11 protein-coding genes and 1 riboswitch are annotated in these 15,881 nt (G+C 72.8%); of the genes, 3 read left to right on the plus strand and 8 right to left on the minus strand.

What is annotated here, in order from left to right:
• Positions 1–26: 26 nt before the first annotated feature.
• Positions 27–1,190, plus strand: coding sequence for an AI-2E family transporter (locus O7627_RS31210; RefSeq protein ID WP_278097032.1), 1,164 nt, complete (start codon positions 27–29; stop codon positions 1,188–1,190).
• Here the strand turns inward: O7627_RS31210 and O7627_RS31215 are convergent.
• Both O7627_RS31215 and O7627_RS31220 read right to left on the minus strand, forming a co-directional pair.
• Positions 1,138–1,818: an NAD(P)-binding domain-containing protein gene (locus tag O7627_RS31215; RefSeq protein WP_278097033.1), complete on the minus strand. Its 681-nt coding sequence runs from the start codon at positions 1,816–1,818 to the stop codon at positions 1,138–1,140. The two genes, O7627_RS31210 and O7627_RS31215, sit on opposite strands and share 53 nt — an antisense overlap.
• Positions 1,819–1,835: 17 nt before the next feature.
• Positions 1,836–2,498: a hydrolase gene (locus tag O7627_RS31220; protein WP_278097034.1), complete on the minus strand. Its 663-nt coding sequence runs from the start codon at positions 2,496–2,498 to the stop codon at positions 1,836–1,838.
• 613 nt (positions 2,499–3,111) lie between these two features.
• Positions 3,112–3,244, plus strand: a riboswitch (cyclic di-AMP (ydaO/yuaA leader).
• A gap of 3 nt (positions 3,245–3,247) precedes the next feature.
• On the opposite strand from O7627_RS31220, the gene O7627_RS31225 reads away from it, so the two are divergent.
• Positions 3,248–4,276: a hypothetical protein gene (locus O7627_RS31225; protein WP_278097035.1), complete on the plus strand. Its 1,029-nt coding sequence runs from the start codon at positions 3,248–3,250 to the stop codon at positions 4,274–4,276.
• Positions 4,277–4,350: 74 nt separating this feature from the next.
• Here O7627_RS31225 and O7627_RS31230 read toward each other — a convergent pair whose 3' ends face one another.
• From O7627_RS31230 to O7627_RS31250, 5 genes are all read right to left on the minus strand, one after another.
• Complete coding sequence (locus tag O7627_RS31230; protein ID WP_278097036.1) at positions 4,351–6,720, minus strand: glycoside hydrolase family 65 protein; 2,370 nt, start codon at positions 6,718–6,720, stop codon at positions 4,351–4,353.
• Entirely contained in the window at positions 6,717–7,466 is a 750-nt protein-coding gene (locus O7627_RS31235) for a beta-phosphoglucomutase family hydrolase (protein WP_278097037.1), read from the minus strand. Before O7627_RS31235 ends, O7627_RS31230 begins: the two co-directional genes overlap by 4 nt.
• A 59-nt stretch (positions 7,467–7,525) precedes the next feature.
• Positions 7,526–7,996, minus strand: coding sequence for a DUF4442 domain-containing protein (locus tag O7627_RS31240; protein WP_278097038.1), 471 nt, complete (start codon positions 7,994–7,996; stop codon positions 7,526–7,528).
• A 39-nt stretch (positions 7,997–8,035) separates the two neighbouring features.
• Positions 8,036–9,349 (minus strand): ABC transporter ATP-binding protein, encoded by a 1,314-nt coding sequence (locus O7627_RS31245; protein ID WP_278097039.1) that lies wholly within the window; start codon positions 9,347–9,349, stop codon positions 8,036–8,038.
• 249 nt (positions 9,350–9,598) lie between these two features.
• Positions 9,599–11,590 (minus strand): glycosyltransferase, encoded by a 1,992-nt coding sequence (locus O7627_RS31250; protein WP_278097040.1) that lies wholly within the window; start codon positions 11,588–11,590, stop codon positions 9,599–9,601.
• A 257-nt stretch (positions 11,591–11,847) separates the two neighbouring features.
• Between O7627_RS31250 and O7627_RS31255 the strand changes: the two genes are divergently transcribed.
• Positions 11,848–13,509, plus strand: a complete 1,662-nt coding sequence (locus O7627_RS31255; protein WP_278097041.1) for a glycosyltransferase family 2 protein — start codon at positions 11,848–11,850, stop codon at positions 13,507–13,509.
• Between the two features lie 3 nt (positions 13,510–13,512).
• Here O7627_RS31255 and O7627_RS31260 read toward each other — a convergent pair whose 3' ends face one another.
• A complete protein-coding gene (locus O7627_RS31260) occupies positions 13,513–15,870 on the minus strand; it encodes a glycosyltransferase family 2 protein (protein ID WP_278097042.1) in 2,358 nt (785 codons plus the stop codon).
• Positions 15,871–15,881 lie beyond the last annotated feature (11 nt).

Genomic DNA, 15,881 nt, shown 5'->3' on the forward strand with positions numbered 1-15,881 from the left:
CGCCGCCCTGACGGGTACCCCCAGGGGTGCCTGATCCGCAGCCGGTCTCACCCGACCTCGCCGCCCCGGCCAGCGCGGGTGTGCCGTTCGCGGCCGCCGACGCCGACGTGGGCGGCGGCGAGCGGGTCCGGCGGATCTGGGACCGGCTGCCCTGGCTGCTGCGCTGGTCGGTCGTCTACAGCGGTTGCCTGCTGATCGTCGCGGCCGGCCTCTACGTTCTCGGACTGGTCGCCGCCCGGCTGGCACCGTTGACCATCGCGGTGGCCGCCACGTTGTTCATCGCCGCCCTGCTGGACCCGGTGACCGTCCGGCTGCGGCGGCACGGCTGGCCGGCCAGTCTCGCCGCCCTCGCCGCGGTGCTGCTCTTCCTGGTCGTGGTGGTCGGCTCGGTGGCACTGGCCTGGTGGCTCACCGCCGACCAGTTCACCAACCTGGTGAGCCAGCTCGACGAGGGCACGGCCCGGCTCCGCGACTTCCTCACCTCCGGAACGGCGCCGATCAGCGCCGACCGGCTGGACGCGCTCATCGAACAGGCCGGGTCCGGACTGCGCCGCTCCGCACCGGATCCGGTCGCCGGCGCCCGCACCGCCGCCGAAACGGTCGGCGCCATCCTGCTCGGCCTGGTCCTGCTCTTCTTTCTCCTCAAGGACGGCCGATCGATGTGGCGCTGGGTGCTACGCCGGACCTCGGACCGGTCCCGGCCGGTCTTCGTGGCCGCCGGCCGGGCCGGCTGGCAGACGCTGGCCGCCTACACCCGGGGGACGGTGGCCATCGCGGCCATCGACGCCGCCGGCATCGGGCTGGCTCTGGTGCTGCTGCGGGTCCCGCTGGCCCTACCGCTGACCCTGATCACCTTCCTCGGCGCGTTCGTCCCGATCATCGGAGCGACGGTGGCCGGCAGCGTCGCCGTCCTGGTCGCACTCGCCGCGAACGGTCCCACCACCGCACTGCTGACCGCCGCCGCGGTGATCACCGTCCAGCAGCTGGAGGGAAACCTGCTGGAGCCCCTGATCATGAAACACCAGGTCCGGCTGCACCCGGTTGTCGTGCTGGTGGCGGTGACGGCGGGCACCCTCACCGCCGGCATCCCCGGCGCCTTCGTGGCGGTACCGCTCACCGCGATCGTCTACCAGGTGGTCAGGACGGTGGCGGACTGCCGTCGGGCCACCGGCCTGCCGGAGCCGCCCTGACCGGCCGGGCCAGCCGGGCGGCCAGTTCGTCCCCGGGCAGGTCCACGCCGTAGACCGGGGAGCCCGGCTGGTGCCGCCGACCGCCGTCGGCCAGCCCACCCGCGTCGACCGGTTCGAAGCCGACCTGCTCGACCAGGTCGAAGACCCGGCGTTTCGCAGTCGGGTCGTCGCCGGAGACCGGAATCCCGTACCGCCACATCGCCGACGACTGGCGACCGTACTCGACCAGGTGGTGGGCGCGGATGGCGTTGAACGCCTTGACCACCCGGGCGTCGGGCAACCGGGCCTGGAGCAGCTCGCTGGAGGTGGTCCGATCCGCGTCCAACGCCGGAAGGTGGCCGTCCCGTTGCGGGTAGTAGTTCCCGGTGTCGATGACGGTCCGGCCCGGCACACCGCCGGTGGGCAGCTCGTCGTACCGGCCGACCGGCACCGCCACCACCACCAGGTCGCCGTAGCCGGCGGCCTCCTGGGCGGCCACCGGGTGCAGCAGCTCTCCCAGCTCGTCGACCAACCAGCGCAGTGTTTCCGGCCCGCGTGAGTTGGCGATCCCCACCTGATGGCCGGCTTCCACGAAGAGCCGGGCCAGCGCCGCGCCGACCTGGCCCGCGCCGATGACGCCGATCCGCATGCCACACCTCCGGTGTCTCAGGCCCTGGCCGGCAGCCGTTCGACGAACCAGCCGGCGGCGGCGTCGGCGACCTGTCCGAGGGTGCCCGGCTCCTCGAACAGATGACCGGCGCCGGGAATCGTGCGCAGTTCGACCGGACCGGACAGCATCGGCATCGCCGCCTGGTTGAGCTGCCGGACCTGCTCGTCGTCCCCGCCGACCAGCAGCAGGGTCGCGGCCCGTACGCCGGTCAGGGCCGCACCCGCCAGATCCGGCCGACCGCCGCGGGACACCACCGCCGGCACCGTCATCGGCCGGGCCGCCGCGGTGACCAGTGCCGCGGCCGCTCCGGTGCTGGCGCCGAAGAGCCCGATCGGGCCGGGGACGGTCGGCCCGGCGGCGGTCACCAGCCAGTCGAGCACGCCGGTCAACCGGTCGGCGAGCAGCCCGATGTCGAACCGCAGCCGGCCGTCCCGGCTGTCCTGCCGGGCCTCTTCCTCGGTCAACAGGTCCACCAGGACGGTCGCCAGGCCGCGCCCGTTCAACACCTGCGCCACGGCCAGGTTGCGTGGGCTACGTCGGGAACTGCCACTGCCGTGCGCGAAGAGCACCGTCCCGACCGCCGGCTCCGGGCTCCGCACGTCGGCGTCGAGCTGGTCCGGTCCGACCGGCACGGTCGTCCCGGTCACCGTCACTTCCATCCGCCCCGGATACCCGGCCGGTGTCGTTCCAAGCCCGGCCGGTGCCGATCCGGCCGGCATTCCTGGTCCGGGGGTGTTTGTGGGCGGTGTCGGCGGGAACGCGGCTGCCGGACCCGATCGGTCCGCCCTCGACGCGCCGACCGGTCGGCCGGCCGGCAGCGCCGGGTATCCCCGGCCCCGACGTGGGCCCAGCAACGAGGTGAGGGTGGTCCCATGACCCGCCGAAACTCCACCGGACCGAAGCAGCACCGGGACAGGGCAGGACGACCGGACGGCACCGATTCGGCCGGCAACGGGAAGGACCGCCGGAACCGGCCCGGCCAGGACCAGCCGGACCACGACTGGGCGGACGACGCGGCTCAGGCGCGCACCGCCGACGACCCACGGCGGGTAACCCCGCATGACCGTTCCGGAGTGCCGTCGACCGGCGACTCACGCTGAGCGGTTAGTCGGTAGCAAAAGGACACCACATCAATCCGGAATGCTACCCAAAGTTGTTGTCAGGTAACGCGTTTCCCCAGCGAAAACAGCACCTTTGCGTTCTCTCCCGCCAATGCGTGTAGATCCGGTAAGCTGGCCGCGGTCTCCGCCCGGTGGCGCCCCTCGGTGCCGGTGGGGACCGCCGCCTAATCGCCGACAAGGCGAGCCGGGGAACCAGGTAGGTGGGGTGAATCCGCAGTAGCGGTAGGGGTTGTTCCGTCCCGAACCCGTCAGCTAACTCGGTAGGCGGCCGCATGGGAGGAACGTGAATGACGGTATCAACACGTCAGCGGTTCCCGCTGGCCATGGCTCTGCTCGCCGCCATCGGCGTGCTGGCCGGCGCCGCACTCAGTCCCGGTAACGCCGCGGCACAGGAGTCCGGCGAACCGGGCGGCGAAGGTGGCACGCCACTGCTGCGCGACGTCCTCGAGTCCACCGGTCGCGGCTTCGTGGAGGCGAAGAACGCGGTGGCCAAGTCGCAGGAGCGGCAACTGAAGCTCACCCTGGAACTGCGCCGGGTCGAGCAGCGGATCGCGGACCTCGAACCCGAGGTGGCGCAGGTCGCAAGCAACTCCTACAAGACCGGTCGCATCGGACCGGCGATGCTGCTGCTCAACAGCGCGTCACCGGACGACTTCCTGGAGCGGGCCCAGAACCTCGACCTGATGGCGATGCGCGACAACAGCAAGCTGCGCGAGCTCAACGAGGCGCTGGAGCAGGCCACCCGGGCGAAGGCGGCGATCGACGCCGAGGTGGCCGAGGAGAAGAAGCAGCTCGCCATCATGACGAAGCAGAAGCGGGAAGCCGAGAAGGCGCTCGCTCTGGTCGGCGGCGCGGTCACCGGCGGCTTCGTGGTGGCCACCTCCCCGGTGGCCCGGCAGGCACCACGCAACCGGGACGGATCCTGGCCGCCGCAGTCCTGCAACCAGAACGACCCCACCACCTCGGGGTGCATCACCCCGCGTACGCTGCACGCGCTGAAGGAGACCAAGCGCGCCGGGTTCGACCGGTTCGTGTCGTGCTTCCGCTCGGGCGGTCCGTTCGAGCACCCCAAGGGCCGGGCCTGCGACTTCTCGCCGCAGCGGAGCGGTTTCGGCGGGGACGCGACAGGTGCGGCCAAGACCTACGGGAACAACCTCACCGCGTTCCTGGTCCGCAACGCCGACAAGCTCGGGGTGCTCTACGTGATCTGGTACCGGCAGATCTGGACTCCCTCAGCGGGTTGGCGGGCGTACAGTGCGGCGTTCGGCGACCCGTCCAGCGACCACACGAACCACGTACACCTGTCCCTGCTGTAGCCGGCGGGCGAGAGCGTCCAGAAGCGACAGACGCCTACCGGCCCCGGGAGTTCCCGGGGCCGGTAGGCGTTTCGTCAGGGCCGGTCGGCGAAGCGTTGGGCCGGCGCCCGGCCGCGCGGCTGCTCCGGCGCCGGTCCCACCGGCGGGCAGGGCGGGTTGGCCAGCGTCACCGGCTCGGCCGCGGTGACCACCGCCACCTCGCCGTGGTGGCGGATCTCGATCGACGACTCCGCGCCACCGTTGCGCAGCGTGTAGGTGCTCTCGTCGCGGCGTACGTCCACCCGCAGCCGCAGGCCGTGCCACATCAGCGCGAACTCCAGCCGGTTGATCCGGCTGGGCAGCCGGGGCGCGAACGAGAGCACCGCGTCATGGTCACGCAGTCCACCGAGCCCGGCGACCAGCGCGATCCACGCGCCGGCCAGCGACGCGACGTGCACCCCGTCGCGGGTGTTGCGGTTGATGTCGTGCAGGTCCATCAACGCCGCCTCGCCCAGGTAGTCGTGGGCGAGCTCCAGGTGACCGACCTCGGCGGCGATGACCGCCTGGGTGCACGCCGACAGTGACGAGTCGCGCACGGTGCGGCGCTCGTAGTAGGCGAAGTTGCGGGCCTTCTGCTCGGCGGTGAAGGCGTCCCCCCGCCAGTGCATCGCCAGCACCAGGTCGGCCTGCTTGACCACCTGCTTGCGGTACAGGTCGAAGTACGGGTAGTTGAGCAGCAGCGGATACCGCTCCGGCGGGGTGCTCTCGAAGTCCCACTCCTGGTAGCGGGTGAACCCCTCCACCTGCGGGTGTACGCCCAGTTCCTCGTCGTACGGGATGTGCATCGCCGCGGCGGCGTCCCGCCAGGCCGCGGTCTCCTCGTCGTCCACCCCCAACCGCCAGGCCTCGTCGCCGTGCCGGGTTACCGCCTCGGCCGCCGCGATCAGGTTCCGCTGCGCCATCAGGTTGGTGTAGACGTTGTCGTTCTTGACCGAGGTGTACTCGTCCGGTCCGGTCACCCCGTCCAGGTGGAACCGGCCGTGCCGGTCGTGGTGGCCGAGCGACCGCCACAGCCGGGCGGTCTCGACCAGCAGCCGCAGCCCGACCTCCCGTTCGAAGTCCAGGTCGCCGGTGGCCTGCACGTACCGGCGCACCGCGTCGGCGATGTCGGCGGCGATGTGGAACGCGGCGGTGCCGGCCGGCCAGTAGCCCGAGCATTCCTGGCCGCGGATCGTCCGCCAGGGGAAGGCGGCGCCGCCCAGGTCGAGGGTCTTGGCCCGCTCGTGCGCGAGATCCAGGGTCGAATGCCGCCAGCGCAGCGCCGAGGCGACCGCCGAGGGCAGGGTGTAGGTGAGCACCGGAAGCACGAACGTCTCGGTGTCCCAGAAGACGTGCCCGTCGTAGCCGGGGCCGGTCAGGCCCTTCGCCGCGATCGGCCGGACCTCGGCCCGGGCGCCGGCCTGCAGCACGTGGTACAGCCCGAACCGGACCGCCTGCTGCACCTCGGGGTCGCCGTCCAGCCGCACGTCGGAGGCGTCCCAGAAGGTGTCGAGGTATTCCCGCTGCTCGGCGACGAGCCCTTCCCAGCCGGAGAAGCGGGCGCCGGCCAGCGCCGCCGCGACCTGGTCGCGCAGCGCCGGCCGGGACCGGCGACTGGACCAGCCGTACGTCAGCAGCTTCACCACCCGCAGCCGCTCCCCCGGCTTCAGCACGGTGGTGACGGTGGTCCGGGCCCAGTCCGGGTACGCCTCGCTGCTGATCCCGGTCCGCTCCGGCCCGTCGATGTCGTGCCCCATCGCGGCGGCCATCCGCAGTCCGCTGGTCTTGGTCCGGTGGATCAGCAGCGCGCCGGTCCCCTGCGCGGTGTGCTCCTCGGCCTGCAGCGGCGATTCCAGCACGGCGGCGACCCGGGGGTCCTTGCTCTGCGGCGGCAGTTCCTCGTTGGCGACCAGCTCCGACTGGACGATCAGCCGGACGGCCTCGTCGACCGGCTCGACCTCGAAGCAGATCGCCGCGACCGCCCGCTGGGTGAAGGAGACCAGCCGGGTGCTGGCCAGCCGGATCTCCTTGCCGGCCGGCGACCGCCAGTGCACCTCGCGGCGCAGGGTGCCGGCCCGCAGGTCGAGCACCCGCTCGTGGCCGAGGAGTTCGCCGTACCGGACGTCGAACGGCTCGTCGTCGACGAGCAGCCGGACCAGCTTGCCGTTCGTCACGTTGACGATGGTCTGGCCGGATTCCGGGAAGCCGTAGCCGGCCTCCGCGTGCGGCAGCGGGCGCAGCTCGTAGAACGAGTTCAGGTAGGTCCCCGGCAGGCCGTGCGGCTCACCCTCGTCGAGGTTGCCGCGCAGTCCGATATGGCCGTTGGAGAGCGCGAAGACCGACTCCGACTGGGCCAGAATCTCCGGGTCGAGCCGGGTCTCCCGGACGTGCCACGGCTCGACGGGGTAGGCCCGTTCCCGGATCATGTCGGCTCCTCGGCAAGCAGCTCGGCAAGGTCGGTGACCACGATGTCGGCGCCATGGGTCCGCAGCTGGTCGGCCTGGCCGACCCGGTCGACGCCGACCACGTAGCCGAACCGGCCGGCCCGGCCGGCCTCGACACCGGCCAGCGCGTCCTCGAACACGGCGCACCGCTCGGGCGGTACGCCGAGCCGCGCCGCGGCGGCCAGGAAGGTGTCCGGGTGCGGTTTGCCCCGCAGCCCTTCGGCCCGGGCGACCACCCCGTCCACCCGTACCTCCAGCAGGTCGGCCAGGCCAGCGGCGGTGACCACCTCGCGGCAGTTGGCGCTGGCCGAGACGACCGCCCGGCGCAGCCCCAGCCGGACCGTCTCGTGCAGGTAGCGCACCGACCCCGGGTAGGGCAGCACCCCGTCGGTGTGGATCCGGTGCAGCAGTTCGACGTTCTTGCGGTTGCCGAGGCCGTTGACGGTGTCGACCTCGGGCTGGTCGTCGTGATTGCCCTCGGGCAACTCGATAGCCCGGGAGGCGAGGAAGGTGCGGACCCCGTCGGCGCGCGGCCGGCCGTCGACGTAGCGGTTGTAGTCGTCCCCCGGGTCGTACGGGCGGAACGGCTCGCCGGTGCGCTCGGCGTACCGGCGGAGGAAGGCGTTGAAGGTGTCCGCCCAGGCGGCGTTGTGCACCCGGGCGGTCTGGGTCAGCACGCCGTCGAGGTCGAACAGGCAGGCGGTCACGTCGTTGGGTAGGCCCAGCACGCACCCAACCTACCCGGCCCGGACGGGCCGGTGCCGACCGCGCGCCGCAGCGTCGGGGCTCAGTTCCGGTGGGGGCGCAGGGTCCAGACGACCGTCATCGTGGCGGTCGGTTCGCCGTCGGCGGGGCCGATCTCCACCAGCACCGGGAACTCGGGCCGGTCGCCGGCGTCGAGTTCGGCGCGTACCTCGGCGGCCGGCCGGCCCAACCGGGCGACGGCTCGCGCCTCGCCCGTCGCGAGCCGGTGGTAGGCGATGTCCGCGCGGACCGCCAGCGGCACCGCCCGGTCCAGCAGCTCGCCGAAGGCGGCCAGCACCACCGCGCCGGAGGCGGTCTCGCCGAGCGTGAACAGCGCCCCGGCGTGCGGGCCGCCGACGTGGTTGTGGCTGGCCGGCGAGTCGGGCAGCCGGACCTCCGCCCGGACTCCGCCGGCTCCGTCCGGCGCCACCTCGGAAACGACCAACCCGAGGGTACGGGCGAAGGGCACGGCTTGGAGCAGGCCGGCGGCGACCTGTTGCGAGTCGATTGCCATGGCCGTCAGGTTACTATTCAGTAACCGGTCCTGGCGAGGTCAGCGCCAGCCGACGTCGATCCGGTCGCCGCGCTCGTCGAAGAAGTGCAGCGCGTCCATCCGGACCGAGATGGCCATCGGGTGCCCCGAGGTGACGGCCGGGTACGGCGCGAGTCGTACCGCCAGCTCCGCCGGGCGCCGGTGGTGCCGGCCCGGGTCGCTCAGCACGCTGCTCGACCGGCCGTTGCGCTCGGCGTGCTCGGCGCCGGGGGCGGACTCGGGAGCCCGCCCGGCGAGCCGCTGCATCACCTGGCCGAGCCGGCGCATCCGCCGTCCCGACCCGGTGCCCTGCTCCGCGACGGTGCCGCCCAGGTCGTCCACGATGATGGCGGTGGCGCCGATGTCGAGGTACGCCAGCGACTCGTGGCCGTGGTGCTCCAAGTAGCGGATCCGGCCCTGCAGCACGTCCCCCGGGGTGTCCGGCGCGACCGGGGTGAGCGCCTCGGCCCGCATCCCGACCACGATCCGCTCGCCGTGGTAGTGCGCCACCGCCCGGGCCCGGATGTCGTTCCAGGGCAGGTAGAGCGACTGGTTGCCGAAGTTGAGCGCGATGTAGCGGTCCAGGTGGACGTAGACCGTCGCCTCCAGCAGGTTCATCCGGGGGCTGCCGAGAAAGGCCGCGACGTAGAGCGTCGCCGGCCGGCCGTAGACCTGGGTCGGGGTGCCGACGTCCTGCAGCACCCCCTTGCGCATGATCGCCACCCGGTCCGCCATGGTGAGCGCCTCGGCCTGGTCGTGGGTGACGTAGATGGTGCTCACGCCCAACTCCCGCACCAGCGCGGAGATCTCCGCCCGCAGCTCGGCCCGGAGTCCACTGTCCAGGTTGGACAGCGGCTCATCCATCAGGAACAGGCCGGGTCGCCGGACGATCGCGCGCCCCATCGCCACCCGCTGCCGCTGGCCGCCGGAGAGCTGACTCGGTTTGCGGCCGAGCACGTCACCGATGCCGAGCGCGCTCGCCACGTCGGCCACCCGCTCGGTACGCGGCACCGGCTCGACCCCCGACAGCCGCAGCGGGAACGCGATGTTGTCACCGACCGTCATGTGCGGATACAGCGCGAAGTCCTGGAAGACCATGGCGATCCGCCGGTCCCGCGGCGGAATGTCGTTGGCCAACTCACCGTCGAGCAGCACGGCACCGCTGCTCGGATCCTCCAATCCCGCGACCATCCGCAGGACGGTGGACTTGCCACAGCCCGATGGGCCGAGCAGCACCATGAACTCGCCGTCGTTGACGTCGAGGTTGATCTTGTCCACCGCCACCGTGCCGTCAGGAAAAACCTTGGTGACGTCCTTGAGTGCGACGGTGGTCACCGTCACCTCCCCGCAGCTGAATGTCCGGCCCCAGGGAATGACTGTGGCGAGCATCATCAGATTCGCACATCGGGTAAACGTTCCATGTTCGCGGTGTGACAGTCTCGTTACACGCCCGAAAGCACGCTTTTACTCACGGTTTGCGGGGCCGGTCACCTGGCAACCGACCACCCGGGCCCACCCGATGGCCGTTCATCGATTTCTGTTGCCAGTTGCGTCCTACCCGTGGAAGTTGCGGCAACCCGCAGATCAGTCGGCCCACACGGAGGCCGCGGCGGCGGTGGACGTGTCGCTTTCCCGCTGGTGGATCCGCCCGGTCAACAGCAGGGGACCGTCGCCCCGGTCGACCGGGCGCCGGGCGCCGAACTCCGGATGCTCCGGCAGGCCCGGCCACTGCCGGTCGCCGCCCCGCAGGAAGTACTCCAGGCCCGGATCCCAGGTGTGCCCGCCGGCCCGCCGGTGATAGACGTACCCGAGCGGGTGGGTCCGGTAGACCAGCCCGCCGGCCTGCCGCACCCGGTCGAGCAGCCCCCGGTCGACGGACCTCGGCACCGGCCGCCAGCCGCCGACCCGCTCCAGGTCACCCCGGCCGATGAGCATCGTCCCGCCCGCCACCACCGCGGCGTACGTCTCGGCCCGGCCGGCGTCCCGCCGCACCGTGGTGTCGAGCGACTCCAGATAGACGAACTCGGCGGCCTTGCCGACCAGCTCCGCACCCGAGTGGTGGCGGGCCAGGACCAGATCCCAGACATGCTCCGGCCCGTAGGTGTCATCATCGTCGAACTTCGTCACCAGGCTGCCCCGGGCCCGGGCCGTGGCGACGCCCATCGCCGCGCCGAAGCCATGCCCGGCCGGCAGGTTCAGCAGCTCCACCGGACGGTCGGTGGCCGCGACCAGATTCCGCAGTTCGGCCGTTGGCTCGACGCCGTGCAGGCAGAGCACGATCTCCAGGTTCGGGTACGTCTGCGTCTCGATCGCGGTGAACGCCGCCCGCACGTGCTCCAGCCGCTTGGTGACCAGCAGGGCACTCACCGGCGGCAGCTCGGGCAGCGCGGTGAAGGCGCCCGCGACCAGTCGGGGCAGCGCGAACGGAGTGCCGTGGCCGCGCATCACCGCCCGGCGCTGCGCGACGGTACGGACCTCCCACTCCAGCTCCGCGGCCGGATCGTCCGGCAGCGCGGCGCCCAGCAGGTCGCCCACCTCGGCGGTCAGGTGCTCCCGGACCGCGGCCGGCAGCGCGGGAGCGTGCACCAGGACGCCCGCCAGCACCAGGCGCAGCAGGAGCTCGGCCTCGGCCAGCGGCCGCCGACCGGGCAGCGTGGGGCAGCTCACCGTGCCGACCTCGGCCAGCGCCTCGGTGGCGGTCTCGATCAGCCACGGCTGGTCGGACCGGCCGGCCACCAGCACCCCCGCCGGCCCGGTCAGCCGCCAGCCGTCGTCGTCCCCGCCGTCGAAGGTCAGCTCCGCCCGCCCGGCGGTTGGGCCGAACGGTCCGTACCGCCGGTGCGGCACGGCGTACTCGATGTCGACGACCGCGGTCTCCGGCCGGTCCCGGCCGGCGCCGGCCGGGGTCGCGGCCAGCAACGCGCCGTACGTCTGGCCGGGCTCGGCGTCGCCGTCGACGGCGGCCGGCGCACCGGCGGTGGCCAGCACCACGTCGTGCGGGCGGATGTCGTCGTTGCCGGGCAGCACGCCCGTGACCACCTGCGAGTTGGGCCGGGTGCCCAGCCAGCCGGGAATGAGGTCCTGCGCCGTCACGTCGACACTGGCGGTGGCCGGCACCGGCCGGACCGGCACCAGCAGCGGGAGCACCGCCGCGATGATCCTGCGCAACGGCACCGACCACCGCAGCTCGATCTCGACCACGACCCGGCCGACGTCCCCCCGGGGCATCCGGGCCCGGTGCGACAGCAGGTGCGGCAGCGGCCCCAGCCGGCCGGACCAGGACCGGTGCGGGTTACGCCAGTCCTCGACCACCAGCCGGACCTTGCGGGTCTTGAGCAGGCTCACCGGATCGCCGAGCACCTGCCGCAGCCACTCGGCGGACTGCGCCACCACCACCGTGCGGGTCGCCACCACATCGGCGCCGGGCGGGGCATCGCCCCGGCCGCCCTGCCCCGACACCCGGGTCAGCCCGGCCCCCCGCATGTACGCCGGCCAGCGTCGCAGACCCAACCACCGCCGGTCCCCGGCCACCACCCGCCAACGGCGCAGTCTCCTCGCCGTGCCCCTGCTCGACAACCCGGGTCCTCCCTGCCAACAGTGGCCCGGCGGGACGTCGTCACCGCCGGAGAGCGTTTCGCATGTCAGATTAGGCGCTTGACCCACCGTAGCCAGACGGACCTCCAGCCCGGTCGGACCGCCGGAAGCGGACCGGCGAGGGCCGGACGGTTGTACCCAAAGTAACCGGATTCATGATTGCCGGACGAGGGTCGTGACCCGCTGGAACCGGTCGACGCTGACGATATCCGGCGCGGTCGGGTCGCTAGACTGGCCTCGTGTCGAGCCGAAATGAGCACGCCGCGTCGACGGCGCCCTCCCGGACCCGGTTGTTCCGCAACGATTGGAGCGTGCTGACCCCGGCTCGACCGGACGAATTGCGAGCGACCAAGTCACTCTCGGTGATCATCCCGGCGTACAACTGCCAGGAGTCGCTGAACCTCACCCTGGCCGCGCTGAGTCACCAGACCTACCCGGCCGAGCTGACCGAGGTGGTCGTCGTCGACGACGGCAGCGAGCCACCGATCGAGCTGCCGAAGATCCGGCCGGAGAACACCCGGATCATCCGGGTCGCCGACCACTCGGACGGTTGGGGCCGGTCGAACGCCCTGCACGTCGGCGCGGTCAACAGCGACGGCGAGATCCTGCACTGGCTCGACGCGGACATGGTGGCCTTCCCCGAGCACCTCGCCGCCCAGGCCCGTTGGCACCACGTCTCCGACGAGGTGGTCACCCTCGGCTACAAGCGGTTCGTCAACACCGGCTGGGCAACCCCCGAGGAGGTCTCGGAGCACTGCGCGGACGGCACGATCGATCGGCTCTTCCCGGCCGACGACACCGAGCCGCACGACTACGTCGAGGAGCTGATCGACAAGACCGACCAGCTCCGCCGCGGCACCCACCTCAACTTCCTGGCCCACGTGGGCGCGACCGCGGCGCTGCACCGCACCCTCTACCTGGCCAGCGGCGGGCTCAACACCCGGTTGCGGCTGGGCGAGGACACCGAGTTCGGCTACCGGCTGGCCCAGACCGGCGCCGTCTTCGTACCCGAGCCGCAGGCCAGGAGCTGGCACATGGGTCCGTCGCACATGATGGTCAAGGGCAAGCCGCTACGCCGCTACAACCGGCCGCACCTCGCCGACCTGATGGCCCAGCCCCGCTACCTGCGCCGCGGCACCAGCGGCAACTGGACGGTGCCGCTGGTCACCGTGACCATTCCGGTCGAGGGCACCTTCGAGGTGGTCCGCACCTGCGTGGACCGGCTGTTGGCCGGCGACCTGACCGACCTGCGGATCAAGCTGGTGGCCGACTGGTCGGCCTGCACCGACGAGCGCCGCTCGGTGCTCGACGACCCGTTCCTGGACCGGCGACTGGTCGGTGTCACCTTCGGCCCGGACCCGCGGATCGAACTGGTCGAGCACGCACCGGAGTCGGTCTTCCCGGCGCCGTTCCGGCTCGACCTGCCGCCACACGCCGGCTTCGACGTCGACACCCTGCGCCGGATGATCAACCTGGCCGATCAGAAGCAGATCGGTCTGTTGCGGCTGCTGCCCACCGGCGCCAAGTCCCGCCACGACGCGGTGGCGCTCTGGCGTACCTCGGCGGTGAGCCGGGCGACGCGGGTCCGCCGCCCCGACGAGGCGCTGGACAAGGTGGTCGCCGAGGTGGCCGGTGAACAATGGCTCAGCGGCCGGGACTTCGGGGTGGTCGACCTGCGCCAGCTGACCGAGGAGGAGCTGGTCCCACCCCGGCCCCGGCGGGTCAGCTGGCCGGGCCAGCACATCGGCTGGGCCGGCACCGGCGACGTCGAGACGATCCCCGTCGGTGGCCTGCGGTCGCTCGCCAACGCCACCCGCTTCGTCGCCCGCCGGGCCGCCAGCGACGCCGCCCGCGAGGTCAAGCAGCGGGTCCGCCACCGCCGCATCCCCGGCAACGGGTAGGGGTCAGCCGGCGGCGAGTCGCTGGCCCAGCCGCAGGATCTCGCGGTGGCGGTCGGGCAGCAGCTCCAGCCGGCGGTCGGCCACCGCGACGTCGCGAGGCAGCCGGCGCCGGGCCGACACATCGAACGGCAGGTCGTTCGCGGGGGCGTCGGCGCACCGCCGGTAGAGGGGCGTCCAGTCGCCGTCGGCCGGCCCGGACGGACCGGTGAGCGGAATTCGGACGGTCCACCGGTCGCCGGTCACCTGCGCCGTGAGGTCCAGGTCCGGCGGCGGCACCAGATCCGGCGCCCCGCCCGGCACGGCCGACTCCCGAGCCCGCAGGACCACCCGCAGTTCCCGCCAGTCCATCCCGTCGTCCGGCAGCTCGCCGGTGAGCGCGAGGGCGCCCTCGGTCAACTCGGCACCGCACACCAGCGGGCCCGACGGCAGCACCCAGATGCCGAGCAGTTCCTCGTCGTTCGGGGCGACGAGCACATCGACGCCGCCCTCGCTGCGCCGCGTCCCGCCGAAGTCACCCGGCACCGGCAGCTCCACCGGCGGGTCGACGCCGTCGTCCAGGGACACCCGCCAGCCGGAGCCGGCCTCGCCCACCAGGACCGCCCGGCCAGGCAGCGCCGCCCCGGCCACCAGGTCGGCCAGCGGAAGCCGGGCCGACCAGGAGACCGCTCCCGCTTCCCCGGCCGGAGCCGGCAGCTCGACCGGGTAGGAGCGCCACACCACGCCGGGAACCCGGCTCAGCCGCAGCGTCGCCACCCCGCCGGTCCGCTCGGCGCGCCCTTCCAGCACCAGGTCCGCGCCGTCGAACCGGGCGCCGGTCAGCCAGCCGCGCGGCCGGTCCACCCGCAGCCGCAACTGGCCGTTACGCAGGTACGGCACCAGGCGTACCCCGTCGGCCACCCACCGGCCCGGCAGCGCCGGTCGCGACTCGCCGGTCCCGAGCCGGCGCCGCAGCGGCAGCCCGGCGGACCGCAGCACCGCGACGTTGAACGACCAGCTCCCCGGCACCCAGCCCCGCCGGTCGCGCAGCCGGCGCGGATCGACCGAAACCTGAAAACCCGACCAGCCGTACGGCACCGAGCTGGGCCGCTCGGCGGTGCGGCGGGCCCGGGCGGGCAACGGCAGGACCCGCCGGGTGCCATCGGCCTGCAACCACAGCAGCCGGACCGGACGGCCCCGCCGGTCCGCGCCGCGCTCGGTGTCGTAGGCGAGCCCGCGGACCCGGAGCTGGTCGCCGCTCCACCAGACCTCGTGCACCTCGGTGCGAATCCCGCCGGGAATCCGGTACAGCTCGCGGGGCACCGCCGGATGTCCCGCGTCCAGCAGCGGCAGCCGCAGGTAGCGGCCGACCCCGCGGCGGACCACCGGCGGCGTGGCGCCGTGCCGGCCGGCCGCCACCACCTCGACCAGCTCCGGCAGCGCGCGGGCCCGGGCCAGTCGCCAGGCGATCCGCAGCCGCGGCGCGAGTCGGTCCAGGACCCGGTCGTCGACGCCGGCCAGAAAGTCGGCCGCCAGGTCGAGGAAGCGCTGCCGGTAGTCGTCGTCGACATCCGGCAGCAGGTCCAGGAACATCCGCAGGTCGCTGGAGAGCGCGGTCTCGGCGTACCAGGAACCGATCTTCGGATCGGTGAGCCGGGCCAGCGACCGGCTGGCGCTGTCCACGGCCGCGAAGCGGTCCACCAGGTTGCGGACCTCGCCCTGCCGCTGGCTCAGCGACGCCTCGCTGCCGGCCTCCCGCTGCCGCCAGTAGTAGACCGGCAGCTCGATCAGGTCCACGGAGCGGGCCAGCGCGTACGCCGGAATGGTCACCGGGATGTCCTCGTAGCGGACCCCGACCGGGAACCGCAGCCCGTGGCTCTCCCAGAACGAGCGCCGGAACACCTTGTTGCAGGCCAGTCGGTCGTAGACCAGGTTGCGCTGGGCGGCCAGGTCGACCCGCAGCCGGGTCACCCGGTGGGTGCCCCGGTGCAGCGGCGACTGCCGCAGGCCGCGCGAGGTGAGCAGCGCGACGTTGCCGGAGGCGAAGTCGGAGCCGGTCTGCTCCAACGCCCCGACCAGCACCTCGAACGCGTACGGCGGCAGCACGTCGTCGCTGTCCACAAACGCCAGGTATTCCCCGGTGGCCGCGTCGATGCCGGTGTTGCGGGCCGCGCCGAGCCCCTGGTTCTCCTGCCGGATCAGCCGGAACCGGCGGTCGGTGCGGGTGAAGTCCCCGGCCAGTCGGCCACTGTCGTCGGTGGAGCCGTCATCGACGAGCACCACCTCCAGGTCGGGGTAGGTCTGACCGGCCAGCGACGCCAGACATTCGACGAGGTAGCCACCCACGTTGTAGATGGGCACCACCACGGTCAGCAGCGACCCCAACCCCCGCCTCC

Origin of the sequence: Solwaraspora sp. WMMD1047, assembly GCF_029626155.1 — a bacterium.
Lineage (GTDB): Bacteria > Actinomycetota > Actinomycetes > Mycobacteriales > Micromonosporaceae > WMMD1047.

Excerpts from the sequence above, each read along its gene's own strand:
- O7627_RS31220 (WP_278097034.1), bottom strand. The coding sequence starts at position 2,498 with ATGGAAGTGACGGTGACCGGGACGACCGTGCCGGTCGGACCGGACCAG.
- O7627_RS31225 (WP_278097035.1), top strand. The coding sequence starts at position 3,248 with ATGACGGTATCAACACGTCAGCGGTTCCCGCTGGCCATGGCTCTGCTC.
- O7627_RS31215 (WP_278097033.1), bottom strand. The coding sequence starts at position 1,818 with ATGCGGATCGGCGTCATCGGCGCGGGCCAGGTCGGCGCGGCGCTGGCC.
- O7627_RS31240 (WP_278097038.1), bottom strand. The coding sequence starts at position 7,996 with ATGGCAATCGACTCGCAACAGGTCGCCGCCGGCCTGCTCCAAGCCGTG.
- O7627_RS31230 (WP_278097036.1), bottom strand. The coding sequence starts at position 6,720 with ATGATCCGGGAACGGGCCTACCCCGTCGAGCCGTGGCACGTCCGGGAG.